Raw genomic sequence first — 26,743 nt, 5'->3', positions numbered from 1 at the left:
CGTATTTTTGATCTAATTTACCGGAAGATCGCCGCGTATTCGGTGATGTTCGTCATGTCCGTGGCCGATCTTGCGGGTGAAGCCGACGCGGTCGAAGTATTCCAGGATCTGGATCGCCCGCTTGCGTCCGACCCCGCTGCGGTCGCGGAAGTCGGCGGCGCGGATGGTGCCCTGGGCGTCGGTCAGTTCGCTGGCGATACTGCCAAGGTTGCGGATCGCCGCCGGCGCGTAGAACAGGTCACGCACCACCTGGCAGGCTTCGCCGCGGGCGGCGAGGCGCTTGAGCAGATCGCGGGTCTGGTTGTCCGGTTCGCCGAGCCGGGCGGCGATGTCGCGCACCCAGGGGGGGGCGAAGGGCTTGTCGAGCAGCCAGGGCAGAAGCCTGTCGGCGCGCTGGCGGTCGCGGGCGTCCAGCTCGACCCGGTGGTCGGGCAGGTGCCAGGCGCTGCCGCTGCGCGCCAGCCGGCCGGCGGCGAGCCAGGTTTCCAGCCAGCCGGCGAAGGCGGTGGCGGGCACTTGCGGGGCGATCATGCGCCGCAGGCGGTCGCGTTCGATGCCCAGCTCGTCGCTGTTGTGTGCGTGGTAGTCGGCCAGGCGTGCCTCGGTCCGCGTCGCCAGGGCGTTCAGTGACGCGCTGCCGATCAGCCAGTCGGCCTTGTCGGTGTAATGGGCGCTGGCGGCGGGCAACAGGGCCAGCAACTGCTCTGGGCGGCGGTTTTCGGCAGCGCAGAGCTGGTGCAGGTCGACGCCCAGCGGGGCATGGTCGAGCACCGCGCACAGGCGTTGGGTCGGATCGGCGATGGCCTGAGCCGCCAGCGCCGCCAGCCTTGCGGGGGCGCGACGCTGACGCGGTGGGCCGAAGGGATCGAGGAGGCGTCCGCCGCCGAGGGTGTGCTGGCCATGGCCGTCGCGCAGCACCAGTAGGTCGCCGCGGCAGGCGTGCAGCGGCGTGTCGGCGACGACCTGGGCGAGGCAGTGTTCGCCGGGCGGCAGGCCGGTCTTTTCTAGGGCGGCGTCGAGAAGCGCGACCCGCCCCAACACATGGCGCGTGCCGTGGTGGATCTGCACGACGGCGCCGTGGGCCAGCGCGCGCGGGGCGTCGGTGGACAACTGTAGATCCAGGTCGAGGCGTTGGGCTGGCAGGGTGTCGGCGCGGCCGACCAGCCAGTCGCCGCGCTTGATCTCTTCCACCGCCAGCCCGGCCAGGTTCAGCGCGCAGCGCTGTCCGGCGTGGCCGCTGTCGGCCTTGCGGTTCTGCACATGGAGGCTGCGCACGCGGGCGCTCTTGCCGGACAGGGTGAGGTGCACGGTGTCGCCGATCTTCACCTGGCCGGCGTGCACGGTGCCGGCGACGATGGTGCCGGCGCCGGCCAGCGTGAACACCCGGTCCACGGCCAGCCGGAATTCCCCGTCGGCGGCGCGTTGCGGCAGGCGCTGCGCGGCGTCCAACAGGTGCTGGCGCAGTTCGGCGATGCCGTCGCCGTTGACCGCCGATACCGGAAAGATCGGCGCGTCGGCGAGGGCCGTCGGGGCGAGCAGGGCGCGGATTTCGGCGCTGACCTCGGCGAGGCGTTCCGGGCTGGCCCGGTCGGCCTTGGTGAGCGCCACTGCGCCGTGTGTCAAACCGAGCAGCTGGAGGATCTGCAGGTGCTCGCGGGTCTGCGGCATCGGGCCGTCGTCAGCGGCGACCACCAGCAGCGCGAAATCCACGCCGCTGGCGCCGGCCAGCATGGTCGGCACGAATTTCTCATGGCCGGGTACATCCACAAAGCCGATCACCTGTTCCGGTCCGTCGGCGTCTGTGGCGACGGGCAGGTAGGCATAGCCCAGCTCGATGGTGATGCCGCGGCGCTTTTCTTCCGGCAGGCGGTCGGTGTCCACGCCGGTGAGGGCGCGGACCAACGTCGTCTTGCCGTGGTCGATGTGGCCGGCGGTGCCGATCAGCATGGCTTGAGTCCCAGGCTGAACTGGGCGAGGAAAGCGGCTTCGTCCCGTTCCGGTAGGCAGCGCAGGTCCAGGTGCAGTGCGTTGTCGGCGATGCGCCCGATGACCGGTAGCGGCAGGCCGCGCAGCGCGGTTTCAAGGCGGTTGAGCACGCCGCTCTTGCGGCCCTGCGGGCGGAACACCAGGCCGGCGGACGGCAGGCGGTCCACCGGCAGGCTGCCGGAGCCGATCTGCGACAGCATGGGTTCGATGCTCACCGTCAGTGGCCAGCCGGTCAGGGCCTGGGCGATGGTGGGCTTCAGGCGCTCGGCCTGGGCCAGCATGGCGTCGCGGGGGCGGGTCAGCAGGCGCAGCGTGGTCAGCCGCTCGGCCAGCGTGTCCGGATCGCGGTACAGGCGCAGCACGGCTTCCAGGCCGGCCAGGGTGATCTTGCCGACGCGCAGCGCACGCTTGAGGGGGTTCTTTTTGATCTTGCCGATCAGGTCCTGGCGGCCGACCAGGATGCCGGCCTGGGGGCCGCCGAGCAGCTTGTCGCCGGAGAACGTCACCAGGTCGGCGCCGTTGGCGATGGCTTCCCGCGGCGTCGGTTCGTGGGGCAGGTTCCAGCGTTCCAGGTCCGTCAGCGTGCCACTGCCCAGGTCTTCGATGAAGGGCAGGCCGTGGGCGTGGGCGATGCGCGCCATGTCGGCTTGGGCCACGCTGGCGGTGAAGCCCTCGATTGCGTAGTTGCTGGTGTGGATCTTCATCAGCAGGCCCGTGCGGGGGCCGATGGCTTCCTCGAAATCCCGCGGGTGAGTGCGGTTGGTGCAGCCCACTTCGACCAGCCTGGCGCCGGCCCGTTTCATGATGTCCGGCACGCGGAAGGCGCCGCCGATCTCCACCAGTTCGCCGCGGGAGACGATGACTTCCTTGCGCTGGGCGAGGGTGTTGAGGAGCAGGAAAACCGCGGCGGCGTTGTTGTTCACGACGGTGGCGGCTTCGGCACCGGTGAGTTCCTGTAGCAGTTCATTGACGACGTCGTCGCGGTCGCCGCGGCCGCCGCTGTCCACGTCGTATTCGAGCGCGGAGGGGGAGCGGGCGGCATTCACCATCGCGGCGATGGCTTCGTCGGGCAGTACGGCCCGCCCCAGGTTGGTATGCAGGACGGTGCCGGTCAGGTTGAACACCTGTTTCAGTCGTGGACCAGCGCGCGCCGCCAGGCGCGCGCTCGCGTTTTCCAGCAAGCCGGCGCTGTCCGGGGCGGCCTCGCCAGAGCCGATGCGGCGCCGGGCGTCGGCCAGCGTGTCGCGCAGGGCCTGGGTGGTTTCAGTGCGCCCGTGCGCGGCGACGAGGCCGGGGGCGGCGGTGAGCAGCCGGTCTAGACTGGGCAGGGCGCGGTAGGCGGTGCTGTCGTCGGACGTGGTGCCATGGACCATGGACGCCATCGTGGGGAGTCTCCTAGGGAGTGAACAGGAACAGGTTGCGGCCGGCCCGGTGGAAACCGGTCTCGTCCACCAGCATATCGAGGGCGAGGGTGGCCAGGTCGTCGGCGAAGGCCTCCACCAGCGGGTCCTTCTCCATCGACACGATCTTCAGGCTGGAATGGCACTCGGGGCAAGTCTCCGCCTTCACGGCGGGGTGCGGATCGCCCTGCGCGTTTTCGAGGCCCTGGTAGGCGATGTCGCGGGTGTTGTGGCAGGGCACGCACTTGATGCGCGTCACGTGCCATTCGCAGGCGCACAGGCTGCAAGCGGCGTAGCGCACGCCGTGGCCGGCATCGCCGATGCGCACGATGGAGGCCACCGGATGGGAGCCGCAGGCGGGGCACAGGCTGTCCTCGAAGCCGGCCGGGATGTCGCCGACCTGCAAGGCCTGCGCACGGGCGGTCCACTGCACCTGCAGCGCGGCGCCGATCAAGGGTGCGAGGGCCAGTTCGAGTGGGTTGGAGAGGTCTTCTTCGCAGCGCAGGATGGCGCGGGCAAGGGCGTCGAGGCGCTCGGCGGGGAAGTCCGCCAGTTCGGCGATGGCGTTCTGCAGGCCGGCCGGCGCGTGGGCGGCGACGTCGGCGGCGAGGGTCTTCAAGCTGTCCTGCCAGTCGGCGGGCAGTTCGGCGCCCTGGGCATCGAGGGGCGGCATGCCGTGCTGGCGGCAGCGTTCCAGGTGGGCGGAATCGGGGCGGGCGGTGGTGCCGTGCTTGTCGAGCCAGGTTTGCTGGGCGTTGGCGAGGCAGGCGGCGAAGCGCAGGAAGTCGACCATCGCGTGGCCGTCGGCCAGCGTGCGCAGGCGGGCGGCGCGCTCTGCGAACAGGCGCGGGGCGGGCAGGCGGTTGGTGTTGCCCTCGCTGCCGGCCTGGGTGGCGATTTCCTCGGGGGAAAGCAGTTTCTGCATGGCGGTCCAAAAAAGTACGGGGCCTGGCTTGGGATCGGGCCCCGTCGAACAGGGAAATATCCGTGTGTGGATTGATCCGGGATCCATGTGGGGGCAAATTCATTCGTCCGCCGTCGCAACCAGCGGCTCGCCGGCGAACGGATCCGCCCCCTTTCCTACTTGCCGGTCACCTGGCGATACCAGGCCCGGTGGTGCTGCTTGGCCCAGGCGCGGGTCACGGTGCCGTACAGCATGGCCCGGATGGTGCCGCGCACCCAGATTGCCGCATACACGTGCACGATGATCGCAATGATCATCAGCGCCGCGAAGGCGGAGTGCAGCAACGCGCCGATGCGGATCACGCCGATCGGGAAGTAGGCCGAGAAGTACGCCCGCCAGATGACGATGCCCGATGCGAAGAGCACCAGCACGGCGGCACCGAGGAACCAGAACAGCAGCTTCTGGCCCCCGTTGTACTTGCCCATTTCCGGCATGTTGTGGTCGTCGCCGTCCACCATCTCCTTGGCCCGTTTGACCCATTCCCAGTCGGTCTGGGTCATCTGGTTGAGATGCTTGAAGCGGAAGAACATCACCACGAAGAACAGCATCATCACGACGCCCACGAAGGGGTGCAGGATGCGCGTCCACACCCCGCCGCCGAACAGGCCGGTGAGCGGGAACAGGGCCGGATGGAAGAGGGCCAGGCCGGACAGCGCGAGCAGGATGAAGCAGATGCCCACGACCCAGTGGTTGGCCCTTTCGGACGCGTTGTAGCGTTGCAGGTCGGACGGATCGCGGATCATTTTTCAGCCTCCAGTTCCTTCTCGACTTCGGCTTCGACTTCCTTCGACACTTCGTTCGGACCCTTCATCACGTAGTGGAACAGGCCGCCCAGTGCCGCGGCGGCAATGCCGGCCATGGCCAGGGGCTTGGTGAAGCCCTTCCACAGGGAGACGGTGGGTGCGATCGTCGGGTCGTTCGGCAGGCCGCTGTACAGGCTCGGCTTGTCGGCGTGGTTGAGCACGTACATGACGTGCGTGCCGCCCACGCCGGCCGGGTCGTACAGGCCGGCGTTCTTGAAGCCCCGTTCCTGCAGCTCGGCGACGCGCTCCTCGGCCAGCTCCTTCATGTCCTCCTTGGAGCCGAAGCTGATGCTGCCGGTCGGACAGACCTTCACGCAGGCCGGCTCGAGCCCGACCGCGACGCGGTCGGAGCACAGCGTGCATTTGTAGGCCTTGCTGTCCTTCTTGGAGATGCGCGGCACGTTGAACGGGCAGCCGGTCACGCAGTAGCCGCAGCCGATGCAGTTTTCCTGGTGGAAATCCACGATCCCGTTGGCATACTTGATGATGGCGCCCGGCGACGGGCAGGCCTTCAGGCAGCCCGGGTCCTCGCAGTGCATGCAGCCGTCCTTGCGGATCAGCCACTCGAGGCCGCGTTCTTCCGATTCGACTTCGGCGTAGCGCATGACCGTCCAGGATTGGTCGGTCATGTCCGTCGGGTTGTCGTAGGTGCCGCCGCAGCTGCCGACTTCGTCGCGCAGGTCGTTCCACTGCATGCACGCCACCTGGCAGGCCTTGCAGCCGATGCACTTGGAGACGTCGATGAGCTTGGCGACCTCGATGGTCTTGCGCGCGTGGGGGGGCTCGGTGGTCGTGGCCGAGCGCTTGGCGATATCCAGTGATTGCAGTGCCATGGTGCGTTCCTCAGGCTTTCTCGACGTTGACCAGGAAGGACTTGAACTCCGGCGTCTGGGTGTTTCCGTCTCCCACGAAAGGCGTCAGGGTGTTGGTGATGAAGCCGTTCTTGGCCACCCCCTTGAAACCCCAGTGGAGTGGAATCCCGACGTGGTGGACGATCTTTCCGTCGACCTTGAGGGGCTGGATGCGCTTGGTCACCACCGCCACCGCCTTGATGTAGCCGCGGTTGGAGCTGACCTTGACCTTGTCGCCGGCCTTGATGCCCTTCTCCGCGGCCAGCGCCTCGCCGATCTCGACGAACTGCTCTGGCTGGATGATGGCGTTGGACTCGACGTGCTTGGTCCAGTAGTGGAAGTGCTCGGTGAGCCGGTAGGTAGTGGCCGCGTACGGAAACTCCTTGGCCTTGCCGAAGGCTTCCATGTCGCCCTTGAACACCCGTGCGGCCGGGTTGGACGTGGCCTTGGGGTTGTTCGGGTGCATCGGATTGATGCCGATCGGCGTCTCGAAGGGCTCGTAGTGCTCGGGGAACGGACCTTCGTTCATCATGCCGCGGGCGAAGAAGCGGGCCACGCCTTCGGGGTTCATGATGAAGGGGCTCATGCCGTCCTCGGGGGCGGAGTCCACCTTGAAGTCGGGCACGTCGGAACCTACCCATTTGCCCTGGGCGCCATCCCACCAGACCTGCTTGCGCTTCGGGTCCCACGGCTTGCCGGACGGGTCGGCGGCGGCGCGGTTGTAGAGAATGCGCCGGTTGGCCGGCCATGCGAAGGCCCAGCCGAGGGTCTGGCCGTTCTGGTACGGATCGGCGTTGTCGCGCCGGGCCATCATGTTGCCCTTCTCGGTCCACGCGCCGGTGAAGATCCAGCAGCCCGACGCGGTAGAGCCATCGTCCTTCAGCTGGGCGAAGGAGTCGAGCAGCTCGCCGGCTTTCTTGACGACCTTGGTCGGGTCCTTCGAGTCGAGCTGGTCGGCGAAGGTCTTGCCGTTGTACTCCTTGGCCAGCTCTTCGGCGGACGGCTCGTGGGGCACCTTGTAGGGCCAGGTGAGGTTGAGGATCGGGTCCGGGAAGGCGCCGCCGTCCTTCTTGTACATCTCCCGCAGGCGCAGGAAGATGCCGGCCATGATCTCTGGGTCGCCCTTGGCTTCGCCGGGGGGTTCGGCGCCCTTCCAGTGCCATTGCAGCCAGCGGCCGGAGTTGATGATCGCCCCGTCTTCCTCCGCGAAGCAGGTGGACGGCAGGCGGAACACCGTGGTCTGGATCTTGGCCGGATCCACGTCGTTGAACTCGCCGTGGTTCTGCCAGAACTCCGAGGTCTCGGTGGCCAGCGGGTCGATGATGACCAGGAACTTCAGCTTGGACAGCGCCGCGCCGACCTTCGCCTTGTTCGGGAAGGAGTTCAGCGGGTTGAAGCCCTGCGCCACATAGCCGTTCATCTTGCCCTGATGCATCAGCTCGAAGACCTGCAGCACGTCGTAGGTCTTGTCCAGCTTGGGCAGGTAGTCGAAGGCCCAGTTGTTCTCCTTGGTGGCGGCCGCGCCGTACCAGGCCTTCATCAGGCTGACGTGGAACTTGCCGTAGTTCTGCCAGTAGGACATCTGCCCCGGGCGCATCGGCTTCGGCGCGCGCTTGGCGATGTACTGCTCGTAGTCGGTTTCCTTTTCGCCGGGCAGGGTCATGTAGCCAGGCAGCAGGTTGGACAGCAGGCCCAGGTCGGTGAGGCCCTGGATGTTGGAGTGGCCGCGCAGGGCATTCACGCCGCCGCCGGCCCGGCCGATGTTGCCGAGCAGCAACTGCATCATCGCCGCGGTACGGATGATCTGCGAGCCAACGCTGTGCTGGGTCCAGCCGAGGGCGTAGAGGATGGTCATCACCCGGTCCGGCGTGTGGCTGGAGGCGAGCAGCTCGGCCACCTGCAGGAACTTGGCCTTCGGCGTGCCGCAGATCTGCTCGACCACGTCGGGCGTGTAGCGGCTGAAGTGGGCCTTCATCAGGTTCCACACGCAGTGCGGGTCCTGCAGGCTCGGGTCGGTCTTGACGTAGCCGTCCTCGCCCATCTGGTATTCCCAGCTGGCCTTGTCGTACTTGCGCTTGTCGGCGTCGTAGCCGGTGAAGAAGCCGTCCGCGAAGGCGAATTCCTCCTTCACGAGGAAGCTTATGTCGGTGTAGGACTTGATGTAGTCCATGTGCACCTTGTCGTTGGTGATCAGGTAGTTGATCACCCCGCCGAGGAAGGCGATGTCGGTGCCGGTGCGGATCGGCGCGTACAGGTCGGCCAGCGCAGCAGACCGCGTGAAGCGCGGGTCCACGACGACCAGGCGGGCCTTGTTCTTGGCCTTCGCTTCGGTCACCCATTTGAAGCCGCAGGGGTGGGCTTCGGCGGCGTTTCCGCCCATGATCAGGATCACGTCCGCATTCTTGATGTCGGTCCAGTGATTGGTCATGGCGCCACGGCCATACGTCGGGGCAAGACTTGCCACCGTCGGGCCGTGTCAGACACGCGCTTGGTTATCGAATGCGAGCATCCCCAGGCTGCGCACCACCTTGTGGGTGATGTAGCCGGATTCGTTGCTGGAGGCGGAGGCGGCGAGGAAGCCGGTGCTCAGCCAGCGGTTCACCGTCACGCCGTCGGCGTTCTTGGCGATGAAGTTGGCGTCGCGGTCTTCCTTGATCAGCTTGGCGATGCGGCCGAAGGCCTCGTCCCAGCCGATGCGTTTCCATTCCTTGCTGCCCGGCTCGCGCACTTCCGGGAATTTCAGGCGGTTCTTGCTGTGCACGAAGTCGAGCAGGCCGGCGCCCTTCGGGCACAGGGTGCCGCGGTTGACCGGATGGTCCGGGTCGCCCTCGATGTGGATGATCTCGGCGTGGGCGTTTTTGGCCCCGTCGCCCAGGCTGTACATGATGATGCCGCACCCGACCGAGCAGTACGGACAGGTGTTGCGCGTTTCGGTGGTGCGCGCGAGCTTGAAAGTGCGGACTTCGGCGAGGGCCGCGGTGGGCGAGAAGCCCATCGCGACCAGACTCGAGCCGGTCAAGCCCCCCGCCGCTACCTTGAAGAACTGGCGCCGTGAGAGTTGCATAATGACTCTTCCTCCTCCGGTTGTTGTGAAAACAGAGCGTCTGTACACACTGCAATCCCTGCGCCAGGCTTGGGTCCGAGAGGAATCAAGGACTTGAAAGTCTTTTTCGCGCTTTCCCGGGACATTCTGTCCACCCGCTGGACAAAATGTCCATCTGCGCTGCAGCAAGCCCCGATGACGTCCGGGAATCCGCGTCGCTGCAGGCTTCCTGCGAGGTTCTCAGCCCCTTCACTGATCCCTTCCCGCTCGTTATAGTCCGCCCCGCGGTCTGTGCACCGCTTTGGGTTTTTCCGCGGGATGGCGTGCTGCCAGCCCGCCCATCAAGCCGGGGCCGTCCTCCCCCGTCCCGGCGGCTGGTGTCCGCTGGACGCCGTATTGAGGAGCCATTCATGCCTTCCGTGCCGTTTTCCCGGCGCGCGCTGCTGCGCGCCTGTGCCGTTTCTGCCCTGTCCGCCGTCGCCGGCCTGCCGGCCGTGTCCCACGCCGAAGACGTGCTGCGCGTGTCGGCGATTCCCGACGAGGCGCCCACCGAGCTGCAACGCAAGTTCGCGCCCCTCGGCGCCTACCTGGAGCACGAGACCGGAATGAAGGTCAGCTTCGTGCCGGTGACCGACTATGCCGCCGTCGTCGAAGGGCTGGCCACGCGCAAGCTCGACCTGGCCTGGCTGGGCGGCTTCACCTTCGTGCAGGCCAAGATCCGCACCAACGGTACCGCCGTGCCGCTGGTGCAGCGGGTCGAGGACTCGAAGTTCACGTCGAAATTCATCACCGCCAACGACAACATCAAGAGCTTCGCCGACCTGAAGGGCAAGACCTTCGCCTTCGGCGCGCCGTCGTCCACCTCCGGCCACCTGATGCCGCGCTACTTCTTGAGCCAGGAAGGCCTCAACCCGGACAAGGACTTCAAGAACGTGGCCTTCTCCGGCGCCCACGACGCCACCGTGGCCTTCGTGCAGGCCGGCAAGGTGGACGCCGGCGTGCTGAACGCCTCGGTGTGGGACAAGCTGGTCGAGCAGAAGAAAGTGGATACCGCCAAGGTGCACGTCTTCGCCACCACGCCGACCTACTTCGACTACAACTGGACGGTGCGCGGCGACCTGGATCCGAAGATCCAGGCCAAGATCGCTCAGGCTTTCCTGAAGCTCGACCCGGCCAACCCGGCGCATAAGGAAATCATGGCCCTGCAGCGCGCCAGCAAGTTCATCCCCACCAAGGCGGAGAACTACAAGGGCATCGAAGCGGCTGCCCACGCGGCCGGCCTGCTGAAGTAAGGCCGCACGCCGGCCGGGTCGAGGCAGGCCGTGGGGGCGGGTGAAGCCGCTCCTGCTGTCCGCCTTGGCGCTGGCCGGCGGCCATGAGGATCACCATGGGTTTTTCCCTCGAAGGCGTCGGGCTGACCCACGCCAACGGTTTCCGTGCGCTGCGCGGCATCGACCTGCGCATTGCGCCGGGCGAACGGGTGGCGCTGATCGGCGCGTCCGGTGCCGGAAAGACGACGCTGCTCAGGGTGCTGGCGGCGTCCCTGCGCCCCGGCGAGGGGCGGGTGACCCTGCTCGACGGCGAGCCTTGGGCCTGTGCGCCGGCCGCGCTGCGCCGCCTGCGCGCGCGCATCGGTCTGGTGCACCAGTCGCCGCCGATCCCGCCGCGCCAGCGGGTGGTGACTGCCGTGCTGGCTGGCCGCCTCGGCCAGTGGCCGCTGTGGAAATCCCTCGCCTCGCTGGTGTTGCCAGTGGACCCGAACGGCGCCCGCGCTGCGCTGGCCCGCCTGGATCTCGCCGAGCGCCTGTATGAGCGTTGCGACCGCCTGTCCGGCGGGCAGCAGCAGCGGGTCGCGCTGGCCCGCGTGTTGTACCAGCAGCCGGACCTGCTGCTGGCCGACGAGCCGGTGTCGGCGATGGACCCGGCCCTGTCGGAGCTCACCATCTCACTGCTCAACGAAGAGGCGACCCGCCGCGGCGTCACGCTGGTGGCCAGCCTGCATGCGGTGGACCTGGCGTTGCGCCATTTCCCGCGGGTGGTCGGCGTGAAGGAAGGCGCGATCCTGTTCGACCTGCCGGCGGCGCAGGTCAGCGATGCTTTGCTGCGCGAGCTGTATGCCGCCGAAGGCGGGCTGCCGCTGGCGGGTGGCCTGCGCGCGCCTGAGCCGGCCGAAACTGCCGGCGAGCTGCCGCCGCTGCGCTGCGCATGAGCACCGCCGTACGCGATCCGGCCGCGCTGCCGCGGCTGGGCTGGACTCTGGTGGCCCTGGTGCTGCTGTGGCCGCTGCTGCGCCTTACCGATTTCCACCCGGCGGCGCTGTTCGAGGCCGGCAACCTGACGGCGATGGGCAATTTCCTGGCCGGCTTCCTGCCGCCCGAAACCTCGCCGGACTTTTTGTCCCTGCTCGGCAAAGCCACCGTCGAGACGCTGGCGATGGCCACTGCTGGCATCGCGCTGTCCATCCTGCTGGCGGTGCCGCTGGGCCTGGTGCTGACCCGCAGCCTGTCCATCGCCCGCCTGGGGCCGGGCCGGCGCGGCTGGATCGGCCAGCTGCTGCGCGCCGTGGCGCGGGCGCTGCTGGCCGTGCTGCGCGGCGTGCCGGAGCTGGTGTGGGCGCTGCTGTTCGTGCGCGTCTTCGGCCTCGGTGCTGCGGCCGGCGTGCTGGCGCTGGGCATCACCTACGGCGGCATGCTCGGCAAGGTGTATGGGGAGATCCTCGAATCGGCCGATGCCCGCCCGGCCCGCGCGCTGCTGGAGGCCGGCAGCGGCCGCCTGGCGGCACTGTGTTATGGCCTGCTGCCGAATGCGGCGAGCGAGCTGGTGTCCTACACCGTCTATCGCTGGGAATGCGCGGTGCGCGCGTCGGTGGTGATGGGCTTCGTCGGTGCCGGTGGGCTCGGCCAGCTGATGGATCAGTCGATGAAGATGCTCAACGGCGGCGAGGCGGCCAGCATCCTGGCGACCTTCCTGGTGCTGGTGGTGGCGGCCGACGGCCTGTCGGAACTGCTGCGGCGGAGGCTGGCATGAGGGCTGGGGTGTCCTTCGGCGGCCTGCTGGCCGTGGTGCTGGTCATCGCGGCAGTGGCCGGCAGCTTCGCCTATCTCGACATGCCGCTGGGCGCGCTGTTCGCCGGCGCGGCGGCGGGGGAGATTGTCGATTTCGTCGGGCGCTTCTTCCCGCCCGAGCTGGGGCCGGCCTTTCTCGCCAAGGTGGGTTGGGCGGCGCTGGAGACGCTGGCGATCTCTCTCGTCAGCACCGTGCTGGCGGCGGTGGCGGGCGCCGTGCTGGCGCTGCCGGCGGCCGGGCGCCATGGCGTGGCCGGGCAGGTGGCGGCGCGTTTTGTCCTCAACCTGCTGCGCTCGGTGCCGGAGCTGGTGTGGGCCACGTTGATGGTGCTGGCCGCCGGCCTCGGGCCCTTCGCCGGCACGCTGGCTTTGGCACTGCATACCACCGGCGTGCTCGGCCGCCTGTTCGCCGAGGCGCTGGAGAACACTCCACCGGCGCCGGCGGAAGCGCTCGCCGGCAGCGGCGCGCCGTCGCTGGCGGCCTTCCTTTACGGCACCTTTCCGCTGGTCGCCGCCCAGTGGCTGGCTTATGCGCTGTACCGCTGGGAGATGAACATCCGCATGGCGGCAATCCTCGGTTTCGTCGGCGCCGGCGGGCTCGGTGCGCTGCTCTACTTCAGCCTGTCCCTGTTCCACGAAGCCGAGGCCAGCACGGTGATCCTTGCGATGCTGGCGATGGCGGTCGCCGTGGATGGCGCCAGCGCCTGGCTGCGGCGGGCGAGCGCCTAGGGCTGTATCGGCAGGGCAGGCGTTGGGGCCTGCTGTCGCGGGTCAGTGCGGTGCGTTGCCTGGCTCGATCCGCCGGGCGGTGAAGCCGGGTGCTGACGGGGTGTCGGCGTAGCGGGCCTCGCGGCGCAGGTGGATGGTGAAGCAGGCGCCTTCGCCGGGGCTGCTGCTGACTTCGATGTGGCCGCCGTAGCGTTCGACGATGGCGTAGCTGATCGACAGGCCGAGGCCGGTGCCGGAGCCCTTCTTGGTGGTGAAGAAGGGGTCGAAGATGCGCGACAGGTCTTCGGCGGCGATGCCGTGGCCGGTGTCGCAGACGGCAATGCTGGCGCCCTGGGTGTCGCCGTGCTCGTCGGCCCAATCGCGTGTGGCGATGCTGAGGGTGCCGCCGTCGGGCATGGCCTGGATGGCATTGACGATCAGGTTGATCAGCACCTGCTGGAGTTCACCGGTGTTCACCTCGACGCGGCAGCTGGCGGCGTTGTCCACCTGCACGGCGATGTGGCGGCGGTCGAGGTTGTGGCGGGTCAGCACCAGGCAGTCGGCGATCACCGGGGCGGGGTCGATGGCTTCGCTGTAGCCGGCGAACTCGCCGGGCCGCGCGAACTGCAGCAGCTTGGTGACGATCAGCCAGATGCGGTGGGTCTGCTCGTGGATCAGGCGGATTTCCTCGCGCACCGGTTCGGCGGCGGGGCCGAGGATTTCCTTCAGTACGTCGAGGTTGCCCTGGATGACCGCCACCGGGTTGTTGATCTCGTGGGCGACGCCGGCGGTGAGCTCGCCGATGGCGGCCAGCTTCTCGGTCATCGCCAGGTGGCGGCGGGCCTGTTCGAGGGTCGCCAGGGCTTCCTGCAGGGCCTGGGTGCGCTCGGCCACCTTGCGGTCGAGCTCGTCGCCCCAGCGTTGCAGTTCGGCGCGGCGGGCGGCCAGGTTGTCGAGCAGTTCGTCGAAGGCGGCGGCGAGCAGGCCGATCTCGTCGCGGCTGGCGACCGGGCCGACGCGGGCCTCGGCGTCGCCGGCGCCGATGCGGCGGATCGTTGCGTTCACCTTTTCGAGCGGCTTGAAGATGCTGCGGGCCCAGCGCAGGGACAGCACGCTGCCGGCCAGGCTGACGCCGAGGAAGACCACGAACAGGGTCAGCAGCGCGTTGCGCATGGCGACGCTGAACGGCGCTTCGAGGAAACCCACGTAGAGCATGCCGACCCGCTCGCCGAAGCTGTCCACCACCGGCTCGTAGCCGGACACGTAGTAGTCGTTCACCACGAAGGCGGTGTCGAGCCAGGTCTTGCCGTCGCTCAGCACGTGCTTGCGCACCGCCTGGGAGGCGCGGGTGCCGAGGGCGCGCCGTTCGCCGAACAGGCGCACGTTGGTGGCGATGCGGGTGTCGCCGAGGAACAGCGTGGCGGTGCCCTGGCTGCCCAGCGGCAGGGTGCCGTCGCGATAGATGATGGTGTTGAGGCTGTCCACCAGGCTGGTGTTGCCGTTGAGCAGCACGCCGCCTTCGAGCACGCCGACCAGCCGGTCGCGGCCGTCGCGCACCGGGATTGCGGTGTGGATCAGCAGGCCGCGGGTCTCTTCGCTGCGTTTGTCCGGCGCCGCATTGGGGGTGGGCAGCAGCGGCAGGCGGCAGCGCTGGGCGAGGGCCGGGTCGATGGCGGTGAGGTGGTCGGCGTCGAACACGTCGATGGCCGTGAAGGCGGAGCCAGCCAGCGCGGCGGTGACCACCGGCCAGCTGGTGCGGCGGGCGCGGGGCAGGTGAGCGGGCAGCTGGCGGCCGAGCGGCCGGCCGTGGGTATCGAGCAGGAACAGGAAATCCAGCCCGGCCTGGCGGCGCGCGTCGTCGAGGTAGGCGGCGAGGGCTGCCGGCGTGTCGGCGGCCATGGCCTGGGACAGGCGCTGGGAGCCGGCCACGGCGCCGAGATCCACCGCCACCGTGTGCTGCATGCGGCCGAAGTATTCATGGGCGGTGACCAGGTCGGAGCCGACCTTGTAGCTGAGCAGGCGGTGATAGCCGTCGTTGCCCCACAGCCACACCAGACCGAGCAGGATCGGCACGCCGAGGAACAGCGGCGCCAGCACCATGGCCAGCAGCTTGGCGCGGACCGAGCCGGCGAAGCGCGCGAGGACGCGGCGGATCATCGGCGTGCCGGGGTGGGTTTCAGGCCAGGCCCCATTCGACGGCCTTGCGGTCTATGGTTTTGCGGGATACGCCGAGCAGCGTGGCGGCGCGGGCCCGGTTGCCGCCGCATTGGTCGAGGACGGCGAGGATGTGGCGCTTCTCGACTTCGGCCAGGCTCAGCGGCAGTGGCTCGACGAAGCCCGGCGCCTGGCTGTCAGCCGGCAGGCCGCCGAGGATCAGCGAGCGTTCGATGAGGTTGCGCAGCTCGCGCACGTTGCCGGGCCACGCGTAGGCGGCCAGCCGGGCCAGGTCGGCCTGGCTGAGGGGCAGCGGCGGCAGGCCCAGGCGGCTGGCCAGCTGGGCGTTGAAATGCACGGCCAGCTCGGCGATGTCCTCGCGGCGCTCGCGCAGCGGCGGAATCGCCAGCGTGACGACTTCCAGGCGGTAGAACAGGTCCTGGCGGAAGCGCCCGGCGGCCACTTCGGCGCGCAGGTCGCGGTTGGTGGCGGCCACCACGCGGACGTCCACCGGCACTTCGGCCTCGCTGCCCACTGGACGGATGCGCCGTTCTTCCAGCACGCGCAGCAGCTTGGTCTGCATGGCCAGCGGCAGTTCGCCGATCTCGTCGAGGAACAGGGTGCCGCCGTTGGCGTAGTGAAACAGGCCGCGGCGCGCTTCGCGGGCGCCGGTGAAGGCGCCGCGCACGTGGCCGAACAGTTCGCTCTCCATCAGCTCGGCGGACACCGCGGCGCAGTTGAGGGGCACGAAGGAGCGTTCGGCGCGGGGGCTCATCTGGTGCAGCGCGCGGGCGGTGACTTCCTTGCCGACGCCGGATTCGCCGAGGATCAGCACCGTGGACGGGGTCGGGGCGACGCGGTGGATCAGCTCCGACAGGCGGCGCATCGCCTCCGAGTGGCCGACCATGCCATCCACCAGCCCGCCGAGGCCGGCTACCTGGCGCTGCAGCACGAAGTTCTCACGGTCGAGGCGGGCGCGCTCGAAGCAGCGCTGCAGGGAGTTGATGATCTGGTCCACGCGGAAGGGCTTGAGGACGAAGTCGGAGGCACCGGCACGCAGCGCGTCGATGGCGGTCTCGATGTCGGCGAAGGCGGTGATCAGGATCACGTCGCCGGCGAAGCCGTCGTTCTTCAGGCTGCGCAGCCATTCCATGCCGGAGCGGCCGGGCAGCGCGATGTCCAGCACGATGGCATCGAAGTGGTGCTGCTGCAGGCGCTCCATGCCTTCCTCCGCGGAGCCTGCGGTGTCCACGCGGCAGCCGCGGGCGCGCAACGCGCGTTCGAGGAAGTTGCGCACGCCGGCTTCGTCGTCGACGACCAGCACGGCGTAGTCCGACCAGGCCGGTTCGCGGCCGGAGGGGGGAGGGGCGGTAGTGGGGTCGGTCAAAGTGGGCTGCGGCGGGGTCATCGCCCGATTTAACCACGCGTCCGGCGGCGGTGTCAGGGCAGGATCGTCCAGTTTCGATGCACTTTTTGGTAATACCGGTCTTCAGTGTGGGTAAAAATTGCCGACATAGTCCCTGGCCCTGCCCGCATGTGCGCCCTGCGCACCCGTCCGGCGGGGCCTGTGTGTATCGGAACCCGTACTTATGAAGGGCAGTGCCAGGCCATGAAGCCGCGTGTGACGCCGACCAGCAGCGAACGTTCGCTGGGCGAGCAGGATTTCATCGTTTCGAAGACCGATCCAAAGGGGCGCATCCTCTACGCCAACCGGATCTTCATCGCGCTGTCGGGTTACAGCGAGGCCGAACTCCTCGGCCGTCAGCACAACATCATCCGCCATCCGGACATGCCGCGCAGCGCGTTCAAGCTGCTGTGGGACAGCATTGCGGCGGGGCAGGAGTTCATCGCCTACGTGAAGAACATGGCCAAGGACGGCAGCTTCTACTGGGTGCTGGCGACGGTGACGCCGGACTACGACGCGGCGCGGCGGATCGTCAGCTATACCTCGGTGCGCCGCAAGCCGCGGGCTGAGGCGGTCCGCGCTGCCGCCGGGCTGTACAAGGAGATGCTGGCCGCCGAGAACCGGGCCGGCGCGCGGGATGCGATCGCCGCCGGGACGGCGGTACTGACTGAAGTCTTGAATGGAAAGAGTTATGAGCAGTTCGTCCTTGCACTCTAAGCTGTCCCTGGTGGGCTGGGGGCAGTCGGCGCTGCTGCTGGCGACCCTGCTGACGGTGTTCTTCATCACCGGTTTCCACCCGGCGCTGCTGGTCTTCCTGGTGCTCGGCGTGGGCCTGACGGTGTGGGGGCAGTGGCAGTTCGGGCGCTCGCTGGCCCCGCTGCAATCGGCGGTGGAGCTGGCCGAGAAGATCGGTCGCGGGCATTTCGCCGATCGCGTCACCGGGGTGTCGGACAAGGACGAGATCGGCCGCCTGATCTGGGCGCTGAATGACATGCTCGACCAGCTGGAAGCCTATTTCCGCGAGGCCGACAGCTCTTTCCGCGCCCAGATGGAAGGCCGCTACAGCCGCCTGGCCCAGTCGGCGGGGCTGCATGGCAGCCTGTTCGAGGCGATGGAAACCCATAACACGCTGCTCACCAACATGTCCGCGCACCTGCGCGACCAGGCCCGTAACAGGGTGCTCAGCAATGCCGGCCTGCTCAACGCCGGCAACCTGATCGCCAACCTGACCGGCAACCAGGCCGACCTGCTGGAGGTCACCACGCAGATGCGCAAGGCCGCCACCGCCGCCACCGAGACGGCCACCGAGGCGGCGGAGAACCAGCACGCGGTGGCCGAGGTGGTCAGCCAGCTATCGGGTATCAGCGAGCGCATCGTGCATGTGGCGGACGCCATCGGCGGCCTCAACGCGCGCAGCAAGGAGGTCAGCCAGGCGGTGGTGCTGATCACCGAGATTTCCGACCAGACCAACCTGCTGGCCCTCAACGCGGCCATTGAGGCGGCACGGGCTGGCGAGTCGGGCCGCGGCTTCGCGGTGGTGGCCGACGAGGTGCGCAAGCTGGCGGAGAAGACCCGCAGCGCGTCCCAGGCCATCGGCGAGGTGATGCGCGGGTTGATCAGCGACGGCGAGGCGATGGAGGAGGATGCGCGGGAAATGCGCGGGATCACGGCGCGCTCGTCGGTGGTGGTCGGTGAGCTGACCCAGACTTTCGGTCGTTTTGCCGCGTCGGCGCGGGAAACCGAGAAGGAGTCGGTGCGGGTCCACGACAAGAGCCTGGTGACCCTCTTCAAGCTCGATCACATGGTCTACAAGCAGCGTACCTACCTGGCCCTCAACGGGACCTGCGACGCGGATGCGACGCGGGCGGTGGCCATGGATCACCACCAGTGCCGCCTCGGCACCTGGTACGACAGGGAGGGGCAGGAGGCCTTTGGGAGCCTGCCGTCCTACCGCCGCCTGGAACAACCCCATGCCCGCGTGCATGAGGGGGCCCATCGGGTCATGGCGCAGATGGGGGCCGACTGGCAGCACGATGCGGCGCTGCAGGCGGCGATCGTCGACGGGCTGGAAAACATGGAAGCCGGCAGCCGCGAGGCGATGGACCTGCTCGACCGGCTGGTGGCCGAGAAGCATCCGGACTAGGTTTCGCGTTCTCCCGTTGGGGCGAATTCATTCGCCCCAACGGGAGGTGGTCAGCCGAGGAACATCCGGTAGGCCGGGTTCGCGGTTTCATCCACGTACTCGTAGCCGAGCCGCGCCAGGAAGCCCTGGAAGGCCTCCCGGTCGGACGGCGGCACCTGCATGCCGACCAGCACGCGGCCGAAGTCGGCGCCATGGTTGCGGTAGTGGAACAGGCTGATGTTCCAGTCGGAACGCAGGGTCTCGAGGAAGTTGAGCAGGGCGCCCGGGCGTTCCGGGAACACGAAGCGGTACAGCACCTCGTTTTCCGCCTGGGGGGCGTGGCCGCCGACCATGTAGCGGATGTGGCTCTTGGCCATCTCGTCGTCGGTCAGGTCCAGGCACGGCAGTTCGTGACGCTGCAGCAGTTCGGTGATGCGCCCGCCTTCGGCACGGTTGTGCACGCTGACGCCGACGAAGATGTGGGCCTTTTGCGCATCCGCGTAGCGGTAGTTGAACTCGGTGATGTTGCGGCTGCCGAGCAGGTTGCAGAACTTCTTGAAGGAGCCCGGCTTCTCGGGGATGGTGACCGCCAGTACGGCCTCGCGCTGCTCGCCGACTTCGGCCCTCTCGGCGACGAAGCGCAGGCGGTCGAAGTTCATGTTGGCACCGGAGGCCACGGCAATCAGGGCCTTGTCCTTCAGGTTGTGGCGCTTGGCGTATTCCTTGGCGCCGGCCAGGGACAGGGCGCCGGCCGGTTCGAGAATGGAGCGGGTGTCCTCGAAGACGTCCTTGATGGCGGCGCAGATCGCGTCGTTGTCCACCAGGATCATCTCGTCCACGTATTCCTGGCACAGGCGGAAGGTCTCCTCACCGACCAGCTTGACCGCCGCGCCGTCGGCGAAGAGGCCGACGCTTTCCAGCTCGACGCGCTTGCCGGCGGCGAGGGACTGGGTCATCGCGTTGGAATCGACGGTTTCGACGCCGATCACCTTGATGTCGGGACGTACGCGCTTGATGTAGGCCGCCACGCCGGCCAGCAGGCCACCGCCGCCGACGCAACAGAACACCGCGTGGATGGGCTTGGGATGCTGGTGCAGGATCTCCATCGCGATGGTGCCCTGGCCGGCGATGACCTCCACGTCGTCGTAGGGATGGACGAAGGTCAGTTTCTCGGCCTTTTCGAGTTCCTTGGCGTGGACGTAGGAATCGGAGAAGGATTCGCCGGCCAGCACCACCTCGCCGCCGTTGCGCTTGACCGCGTCGATCTTGATCGCCGGGGTGGTGGTGGGCATCACGATGACCGCCCGCGCGCCGAGCTTCTTGGCCGACAGGGCGACGCCCTGGGCGTGGTTGCCGGCAGAGGCGCAGATCACGCCGCGCTTGAGGGCTGCCGGGCTGAGGCTGGCCATCTTGTTGTAGGCGCCGCGCAGCTTGAAGCTGAACACCGGTTGCATGTCCTCGCGCTTCAGGAAGATCTTGTTGTGAATTCGCGCCGACAGGTTGGGCGCCGGGTCGAGGGGGGTCTCGATGGCGACGTCGTAAACCTGGGCGGTAAGGATCTTCTGGAGGTAGTCCGGATGCTGCGCGCTCATGACACAAGACCTTTGCTTCGGCTGAGGAAGCAACAAAGGGTAGCAGCCGGAGGCGCCGCGCTGCAACATTGCGTCCTTTGACCCTGCGGAGCTTTTCATGACCCACATCCAGCGCGCCGGCACCACGCCGCGTTATTCCGACTACACGATCCACAACGGCGTCGTCCATTGCGTCGAGGTGCCGCCGGACGAGCACGCCGACATCACGACCCAGACTGCGGCGATGCTGGCCAGCCTGGAAAACCTGCTGGTGCAGGCCGGCAGCGGCAAGGATCGCCTGCTGATGGCGACCCTGTACCTGGTGGACATGGCTGATTACGACGCGGTGAACGCGGTGTGGGACGCCTGGCTGTCGCCGGGTACTGCGCCGACTCGCGCCTGCGTGCAGGTGGTGCGCCTGGCCAAAGCCGGCTGGCGGGTGGAAGTGGCAGTGCAGGCGGCCTGTTGAGGTAGTGCGCCACGGAGGCCGGGAGGTGTCGAATAATTTTACAAGTGCCATCGGCACGGGCATGGGGTGAGGCCTGAAATGCAATGTGAACGTTGATGTAAAGGGATTTTTACACACTTGGTATTGTATTTGCTTGGCATGGCCCCGCCGGGCTTTGCAGCATGAAAAGGGTCGTTGCGGGTCTTCCTCAGCGATTCTTTCCATGCTCCAGCGACACCGGCTTTTCACCAAGAACTCGAACCAATAAGGGGAACCCCATGTCCTGGTCCAAGCGACTGTCCCGCGGCCTTGCCGCCCTATGTTTCACGATGACGGGCTTTGCCGCCGAGGCGAGCTATTCCAGCGTCTATTTCTTCGGCGACAGCCTCTCGGATACGGGCAACGTCTATACGGCAACGGGGGGGACCTACCCGCCGGCGCCCTACTACAACGGGCGCTTTTCCGACGGGCCGGTGTGGACCGAGAAGGTCGCGGCCGGCCTGGGCCTGGCGACCGACTCCAAGGCTTGGCTGCAGGGCGGTAACAACTACGCCTGGGGCGGCGCACTGTCAGGTACAGACGGTCATGCGGGTGCCAATACCGGGTTGCTGGCACAGGTGTTCGGGCAGTGGTCGTCGACGACCGGCGGGGTAGCCGATCCAAATGCCCTTTACGTGATCGGCATCGGCTCCAACGATCTGCTCGATGCGGTGAGCGCCAACAGTGGCAGCACGGCGGCCGACGTCGCCTTCCGTCACCTGGCGGCGAACACCGTGCTCAACAACCTGACCACGTCGCTGGGGTACCTGATCAATTCCGGAGCGCACAATTTCCTGATCGCCAACATCACGGACCTTGGCCTGACGCCGCGGATGAACCTCAGTGGCAAGGGCGGTGCAGCAACGGAAGTCAGCGCGTATTACGATGCGCTGCTCGATACCGCGCTCGACAACCTGCGCAAGGTGTTCGCGGTGAATGTCGCCGAACTCGATCTTTTCGGCATGCTGACCGACGTCGTCGGCGATACCCTTTCCGGCGGCCAGCGTTTCGGCCTCAGCAATGCGCTGTATCCGTGCTTTGTGCCAGGTACTCCGGCATGCAGCGAATCTGTGTTTGCCGACGATATTCATCCGACGCAGATCGTTCAGACGCGGGCTGGCGTGCTCGCGCTGGCTGCGCTCGGCATTCCCGAACCGGGCACGGTCGCGCTGCTGGGGGTCGGTCTGGTGCTGCTGGTGGCAACCCAGCGCAACGGTCGGCGCGCTGTCTTGTAGTCCCGCGCCGGCGGGCGCGACGAGTAGAAAGGCCGGCGGATGGGCGCCGGCCTTTCTGCTTTTTCAGGCCGGCCGTTCCGCCGGGAATGCCGTCGGATAAAGGCCCCACATCCGATAAGGTATTGATTTGACGCCCCGGTTTCGCTCCCCATTGGTTACAATGGGCAGTTTCCCTGTCGGTTCCGGTGTGTCCCATGACCCAACGCCTGCGCGAAATTCCCTACAACTACACGTCGTTCTCGGATCGCGAGATCGTCATTCGCCTGCTCGGTGCCGATGCCTGGCAGACGCTGGATGACCTGCGGACCGAACGTGTCACCGGCCGCTCTGCGCGGATGCTCTACGAGGTGCTGGGGGACGTGTGGGTCGTCCAGCGCAATCCCTACCTGCAGGACGATCTGCTCGACAACCGGGATCGCCTCGGTGCGCTGATCGGCGCGTTGCGCCATCGCCTGCACGAGGTCGAGAAGCGCCGCGAGGAATCCAGCGACGAGGACCCGGAGCGCAGCACCAAGGTGGCGAGCCTGGTGCAGGCCGCCAACGCTGCGGTGGACCGCTTCGCCAAGCTGTTCGACGACACCGCCGAGCTGCGCAAGAAGGTGCGCCACGAGCTGGCCCGCCACACCCGCAAGGACAACATCTGCTTCGACGGCCACGCCCGCGTGTCGCACGTGACCGACGCCACCGACTGGCGCGTCGAGTACCCCTTCGTGGTCCTCTATCCGGACACCGAAGAGGAAATGGCGCCGCTGGTGAAGAGCTGCATCGAACTCGGTCTGACCATCATCCCGCGTGGGGGTGGCACCGGCTACACCGGCGGTGCCGTGCCGCTGGATGCCAGGTCGGTGGTCATCAACACCGAGAAGCTGATTTCGATGGGCCCGGTCGAGGACGTGGTGCTGCCCGGCCACAGCGAGCCCTACGCGACCATCCGCACCGGCGCCGGCGTGGTCACCGACCGGGTGTCGGAAGCCGCGTCCCTGGCCGGCCGCGTCTTCGCGGTGGATCCGACCTCGGCCAGCGCGTCGTGCATCGGCGGCAACATCGCGATGAACGCCGGCGGCAAGAAGGCCGTGCTGTGGGGCACCGCGCTGGACAACCTGGCCTGGTGGAAGATGGTTACGCCGGATGGCAACTGGCTGGAGGTCGAGCGCCTCAACCACAACTTCGGCAAGATCCACGAACAGGAAACCGTCCAGTTCCGCCTCAAGCGCTTCGATGCCAAGAGCTACAAGCCGCTGTCCGAGGAAGTCCTGACGATGCCGGGCGCGGCCTGTCGCAAGGACGGCCTCGGCAAGGACGTCACCGACAAATTCCTCGGCGGTGTGCCGGGCGTGCAGAAGGAAGGCACCGACGGCCTGATCGTGGCGTCGCGCTGGGTGCTGCACAAGATGCCGCCGGTGACCCGCACGGTGTGCCTGGAGTTCTTCGGCCAGGTTCGCGAGGCGGTGCCGGCGATCGTCGAGATCACCGACTACTTCAAGCCGGGCGGCGCCGGCAATGACGCCGGCGTGCTGCTGGCCGGCCTGGAGCACCTGGACGAGCGCTACGTGAAGGCGGTGGGCTACACCACCAAGGCCAAGCGCCACGGGCGGCCCAAGATGGTGCTGATCGGCGACATCGTCGGCCACGACGAAGCGGCGGTGATGACCGCCGCCTCCGAAGTGATCCGCATGACCAACACCCGCGGCGCCGAAGGCTTCATCGCGGTCAGCCCCGAGCAGCGCAAGAAGTTCTGGCTCGATCGTTCGCGCACCGCGGCGATCTCCCGCCACACCAACGCCTTCAAGGTGAACGAGGACGTGGTGATCCCGCTGCCGCGGATGGGCGACTACTGCGACGGCATCGAGCGCATCAACATCGAGCTGTCCACGCAGAACAAGCTGGCCCTGTGCGACGCGCTGAAGGAATACCTGCAGGGCGAGCTGCCGCTGGACACCGGCGACGCCACCATTTCCCGCGACGAGCTGATCGGCGACCGCCGCGAGGCTGCCATCAACTACGTGGAGGCGGTGCGCCTGCGCTGGGAATGGCTGCTCGACAACCTCGACACGCCGCTGGAGCTGGCCGAGCCGAGCTTCGTGTCCTACGGCATCGTGGCCGGCGAGCTGAGCAACCGCGCCGCCAACCCGAAGCTGTTCCACCGCCTGCAGGATTACTCGGTCCGCACCAGCTGGAAGAACGAACTCAAGCCGCGCCTCGACAAGATCTTCGACGGCCAGCTGTTCGGCCCGGTGCGCGAGGGCATCAAGAAGCTGCACAAGCAGGTGCTGCGCGGCCGCGTCTTCGTGGCGCTGCACATGCACGCCGGCGACGGCAACGTGCACACCAACATCCCGGTGAACTCCGACAACTACGAGATGCTGCAGACCGCCAACAAGGCCGTCGACCGCATCATGGAGCTGGCTCGTTCGCTGGATGGCGTGATCTCCGGCGAGCACGGCATCGGCATCACCAAGCTCGACTACCTGACCGACGCCGAGATGGCCAACTTCTGGGATTACAAGAAGAAGGTGGACCCGGAAGGCCGCTTCAACCGCGGCAAGCTGATGCGCGGCGGCAACCTCGACAACGCCTACACGCCCAGCTTCAACCTGATGGGCCACGAGTCCCTGATCATGGAGCAGACCGCCATCGGCGAGATCTCCCATGACATCAAGGACTGCCTGCGCTGCGGCAAGTGCAAGCCGGTGTGCTCGACCCACGTGCCGCGCGCCAACCTGCTGTACAGCCCGCGCAACAAGATCCTCAGCACCTCGCTGCTGATCGAGGCCTTCCTGTACGAGGAGCAGACCCGCCGCGGCGTGTCCCTGGCCCACTGGGCCGAGTTCGAGGACGTGGCCGACCACTGCACGGTGTGCCACAAGTGCGAGAAGCCGTGCCCGGTGGACATCGACTTCGGCGACGTGTCGATCAAGATGCGCAACCTGCTGCGCGAGCAGGGTAAGAAATCCTTCAACCCTGGCAAGGCGGCGGCGATGGCCTTCCTGACCGCCACCGATCCGGCGACGATCAAGACCATCCGCGCCGGCATGATCGGCCTCGGCTACAAGGCCCAGCGCCTCGGCCATGCGGTCGGCAAGTCGCTCGGCCTGATCCAGGATCAGGTCCAGCATCCGCCGGCAACCCTCGGCAAGCCGACCATCAAGGCCCAGGTGATCCACTTCATCAACAAGCCGATGCCGGGCGGCCTGCCCAAGCGCACGTCCCGTGCGCTGCTGGATATCGAGGACGACACCATCGTTCCGGTGATCCGCAATCCGAAGGTCAAGCGCGACGAGTCGGACGCGGTGTTCTACTTCCCGGGCTGCGGTTCCGAGCGTCTGTTCAGCCAGGTCGGCCTGGCCACCCAGGCCATGCTCTACCAGGTTGGCGCCACCACCGTGCTGCCGCCGGGCTACCTGTGCTGCGGTTACCCGCAGTCGTCGGCCGGTGAGGATGACAAGGGCCAGCAGATCACCACCGACAACCGGGTGCTGTTCCACCGGGTCGCCAACACGCTCAACTATCTCGATATCAAGACGGTGATCGTGTCCTGCGGCACCTGCATGGACCAGCTGCAGAAGTACCACTTCGAGAAGATCTTCCCGGGCTGCCGCCTGCTCGACATCCACGAGTACCTGATGGAGAAGGGTCTCAAGCTCGACGGCATCACCGGTACCCGCTACATGTACCACGAGCCCTGCCACACCCCGATGAAGGTCCATTCCGGCATCAAGGTGGCCAACGAGCTGATGGGGACGCGGGTCGATCTGTCCGACCGCTGCTGCGGGGAATCCGGCACGCTGGCGGTGTCCCGCCCGGACATCTCGACGCAGGTGCGCTTCCGCAAGCAGGAAGAGATCGAGAAGGGCGCCGAGAAGCTGCGCGGCGCCGATGCCACCGCCCAGGTGAAGATCCTCACCTCCTGCCCGAGCTGCCTGCAGGGCCTGTCGCGTTACGCCAACGATGCCGGCGGCGTGGATGCCGACTACATCGTCGTCGAGATGGCCAAGCACATTCTCGGCGAGAACTGGATGGCCGATTACGTCGCCAAGGCCAATAGCGGTGGTATCGAGCGCGTGCTGTTGTAAGCCGTTTTCGCTCGGCTAGAACGACGAGGCCCGCGAAAGCGGGCCTCGTCACATGGCGCCGGGGATCTGTGATGGACCCCCTGCACGGCGCTGGCTCAGTACCAGCTCACCTTGCCGCTGCTGGTGTCGTACAAGGCGCCGACGATCCTGATCTTGCCTTCGTCTTCCAGACCCTTGAGGATCGGGCTCTGGTCGCGGATGCGCTGGACGACCTGCTTCACGTTGAGCTCGGTCACTTCGTCCACGAAGGCGTGGTTGTGGGAGTTGTGCTCGCCGGGCGTGGAGGCGGCGGCGACGGCCGGCTTGAACTTGGCCAGTAGGCCGGTCAGGTTGCCGAGCTTCACGTCGTCGCAGGCACCCTTGATGGCGCCGCAGCCGGTGTGGCCGAGGACCACCACCAGCCGCGAGCCGGCCACCTTGGAGGCGTATTCGAGGCTGCCGAGGATGTCCTCGTTGATCGTGTTGCCGGCCACGCGTGCGGCGAAGATGTCGCCGACGCTCTGGTCGAAGACCACCTCCGGTGCAGCGCGGGAATCGATACAGCCGACGACGCTGGCGAAGGGGAACTGGCCGAGGGCGGTGGCCTGGACCCGTGCCTTGAGATTGCGCTTGAGGGGCTTGTCGGCGGCGAAGCGGAGATTGCCAGCCTTCAGGATTTCCAGCGCCTTGTCCGGCGTGATGCTGGCCTGGACGGACTTGGTGAGGGTGGCGCCGGTGGTGTAGGGCTTCGGTGCAACCGGGCCGCCGTGGTCGTCGGCAAGTACCGGCGTGCTGACGGCGAAGGCTGAGAGGGCCAGGGCAAGGATGGATTTGCTGCGCATTGAATACCCCTATAAAAATAACGGCTTTTAATATTACTTTGCCTTATTGGCATTG

At 67.3% G+C, this 26,743-nt stretch carries 19 protein-coding genes; 9 read left to right on the top strand and 10 right to left on the bottom strand.

Annotated features, from left to right (window positions below):
* Nucleotides 1-12: 12 nt before the first annotated feature.
* The 6 genes from selB to fdnG all read right to left on the bottom strand — a co-directional run bounded on the left by selB (nucleotide 13) and on the right by fdnG (nucleotide 9,068).
* Complete coding sequence (selB, locus tag B4920_RS10335; RefSeq protein ID WP_079434592.1) at nucleotides 13-1,947, bottom strand: selenocysteine-specific translation elongation factor; 1,935 nt, start codon at nucleotides 1,945-1,947, stop codon at nucleotides 13-15.
* Nucleotides 1,941-3,368: an L-seryl-tRNA(Sec) selenium transferase gene (selA, locus tag B4920_RS10330; protein ID WP_254050900.1), complete on the bottom strand. Its 1,428-nt coding sequence runs from the start codon at nucleotides 3,366-3,368 to the stop codon at nucleotides 1,941-1,943. The genes selB and selA overlap by 7 nt, the downstream gene beginning before the upstream one ends.
* Before the next feature lie 13 nt (nucleotides 3,369-3,381).
* Nucleotides 3,382-4,311, bottom strand: a complete 930-nt coding sequence (fdhE, locus tag B4920_RS10325; protein WP_161493277.1) for a formate dehydrogenase accessory protein FdhE — start codon at nucleotides 4,309-4,311, stop codon at nucleotides 3,382-3,384.
* Between the two features lie 155 nt (nucleotides 4,312-4,466).
* Nucleotides 4,467-5,093, bottom strand: a complete 627-nt coding sequence (locus B4920_RS10320; protein ID WP_079434590.1) for a formate dehydrogenase subunit gamma — start codon at nucleotides 5,091-5,093, stop codon at nucleotides 4,467-4,469.
* Entirely contained in the window at nucleotides 5,090-5,986 is an 897-nt protein-coding gene (gene fdxH, locus B4920_RS10315) for a formate dehydrogenase subunit beta (RefSeq protein ID WP_079434589.1), read from the bottom strand. The genes B4920_RS10320 and fdxH overlap by 4 nt, the downstream gene beginning before the upstream one ends.
* 10 nt (nucleotides 5,987-5,996) lie before the next feature.
* Nucleotides 5,997-9,068, bottom strand: coding sequence for a formate dehydrogenase-N subunit alpha (fdnG, locus tag B4920_RS10310; protein WP_139379484.1), 3,072 nt, complete (start codon nucleotides 9,066-9,068; stop codon nucleotides 5,997-5,999).
* A gap of 389 nt (nucleotides 9,069-9,457) precedes the next feature.
* On the opposite strand from fdnG, the gene B4920_RS10300 reads away from it, so the two are divergent.
* The 4 genes from B4920_RS10300 to phnE all read left to right on the top strand — a co-directional run bounded on the left by B4920_RS10300 (nucleotide 9,458) and on the right by phnE (nucleotide 12,841).
* Nucleotides 9,458-10,339: a putative selenate ABC transporter substrate-binding protein gene (locus B4920_RS10300; protein WP_079434586.1), complete on the top strand. Its 882-nt coding sequence runs from the start codon at nucleotides 9,458-9,460 to the stop codon at nucleotides 10,337-10,339.
* Nucleotides 10,340-10,434: 95 nt separating this feature from the next.
* Nucleotides 10,435-11,256, top strand: a complete 822-nt coding sequence (locus tag B4920_RS10295; RefSeq protein ID WP_079434585.1) for a phosphonate ABC transporter ATP-binding protein — start codon at nucleotides 10,435-10,437, stop codon at nucleotides 11,254-11,256.
* Complete coding sequence (locus B4920_RS10290) at nucleotides 11,253-12,074, top strand: ABC transporter permease (protein WP_079434584.1); 822 nt, start codon at nucleotides 11,253-11,255, stop codon at nucleotides 12,072-12,074. The genes B4920_RS10295 and B4920_RS10290 overlap by 4 nt, the downstream gene beginning before the upstream one ends.
* Nucleotides 12,071-12,841, top strand: coding sequence for a phosphonate ABC transporter, permease protein PhnE (phnE, locus tag B4920_RS10285; protein ID WP_079434583.1), 771 nt, complete (start codon nucleotides 12,071-12,073; stop codon nucleotides 12,839-12,841). The genes B4920_RS10290 and phnE overlap by 4 nt, the downstream gene beginning before the upstream one ends.
* A 42-nt stretch (nucleotides 12,842-12,883) precedes the next feature.
* Here phnE and B4920_RS10280 read toward each other — a convergent pair whose 3' ends face one another.
* Together B4920_RS10280 and B4920_RS10275 are read right to left on the bottom strand one after the other, a co-directional pair.
* Complete coding sequence (locus B4920_RS10280; protein ID WP_139379483.1) at nucleotides 12,884-14,977, bottom strand: cache domain-containing protein; 2,094 nt, start codon at nucleotides 14,975-14,977, stop codon at nucleotides 12,884-12,886.
* Nucleotides 14,978-14,996: 19 nt separating this feature from the next.
* A complete protein-coding gene (locus tag B4920_RS10275; protein WP_254050899.1) occupies nucleotides 14,997-16,361 on the bottom strand; it encodes a sigma-54 dependent transcriptional regulator in 1,365 nt (454 codons plus the stop codon).
* A 222-nt stretch (nucleotides 16,362-16,583) separates the two neighbouring features.
* Between B4920_RS10275 and B4920_RS10270 the strand changes: the two genes are divergently transcribed.
* Nucleotides 16,584-17,096 carry a PAS domain-containing protein gene (locus B4920_RS10270; protein ID WP_079434581.1) on the top strand — a complete coding sequence of 171 codons (513 nt, stop codon included), beginning with the start codon at nucleotides 16,584-16,586 and terminating at the stop codon, nucleotides 17,094-17,096.
* On the top strand, nucleotides 17,071-18,522 hold the full coding sequence (locus B4920_RS10265) for a methyl-accepting chemotaxis protein (RefSeq protein WP_161493276.1): 1,452 nt from the start codon (nucleotides 17,071-17,073) through the stop codon (nucleotides 18,520-18,522). Before B4920_RS10270 ends, B4920_RS10265 begins: the two co-directional genes overlap by 26 nt.
* A 50-nt stretch (nucleotides 18,523-18,572) precedes the next feature.
* Here B4920_RS10265 and ilvA read toward each other — a convergent pair whose 3' ends face one another.
* Nucleotides 18,573-20,093 (bottom strand): threonine ammonia-lyase, biosynthetic, encoded by a 1,521-nt coding sequence (gene ilvA, locus B4920_RS10260; RefSeq protein WP_079434579.1) that lies wholly within the window; start codon nucleotides 20,091-20,093, stop codon nucleotides 18,573-18,575.
* Nucleotides 20,094-20,190: 97 nt separating this feature from the next.
* Here ilvA and B4920_RS10255 point away from each other — a divergent pair, with 97 nt between their 5' ends.
* The 3 genes from B4920_RS10255 to B4920_RS10245 all read left to right on the top strand — a co-directional run bounded on the left by B4920_RS10255 (nucleotide 20,191) and on the right by B4920_RS10245 (nucleotide 25,867).
* The gene (locus tag B4920_RS10255) at nucleotides 20,191-20,541 is read left to right on the top strand and encodes a RidA family protein (RefSeq protein WP_079434578.1); all 351 of its coding nucleotides are present in this window, start codon (nucleotides 20,191-20,193) and stop codon (nucleotides 20,539-20,541) included.
* Nucleotides 20,542-20,798: 257 nt separating this feature from the next.
* Nucleotides 20,799-21,794, top strand: coding sequence for an SGNH/GDSL hydrolase family protein (locus B4920_RS10250; protein WP_161493275.1), 996 nt, complete (start codon nucleotides 20,799-20,801; stop codon nucleotides 21,792-21,794).
* A 194-nt stretch (nucleotides 21,795-21,988) separates the two neighbouring features.
* Nucleotides 21,989-25,867 (top strand): DUF3683 domain-containing protein, encoded by a 3,879-nt coding sequence (locus B4920_RS10245; protein WP_079434576.1) that lies wholly within the window; start codon nucleotides 21,989-21,991, stop codon nucleotides 25,865-25,867.
* A 95-nt stretch (nucleotides 25,868-25,962) separates the two neighbouring features.
* Here the strand turns inward: B4920_RS10245 and B4920_RS10240 are convergent, their stop codons facing one another.
* Nucleotides 25,963-26,688: a carbonic anhydrase family protein gene (locus B4920_RS10240; protein ID WP_079434575.1), complete on the bottom strand. Its 726-nt coding sequence runs from the start codon at nucleotides 26,686-26,688 to the stop codon at nucleotides 25,963-25,965.
* Between the last annotated feature and the right edge of the window lie 55 nt (nucleotides 26,689-26,743).

The sequence above is a fragment of the Zoogloea sp. LCSB751 genome, from assembly GCF_002028455.1.
Classification (GTDB): Bacteria; Pseudomonadota; Gammaproteobacteria; order Burkholderiales; family Rhodocyclaceae; genus Zoogloea.
This window is presented reverse-complemented; position numbering and strand designations above follow the sequence as displayed.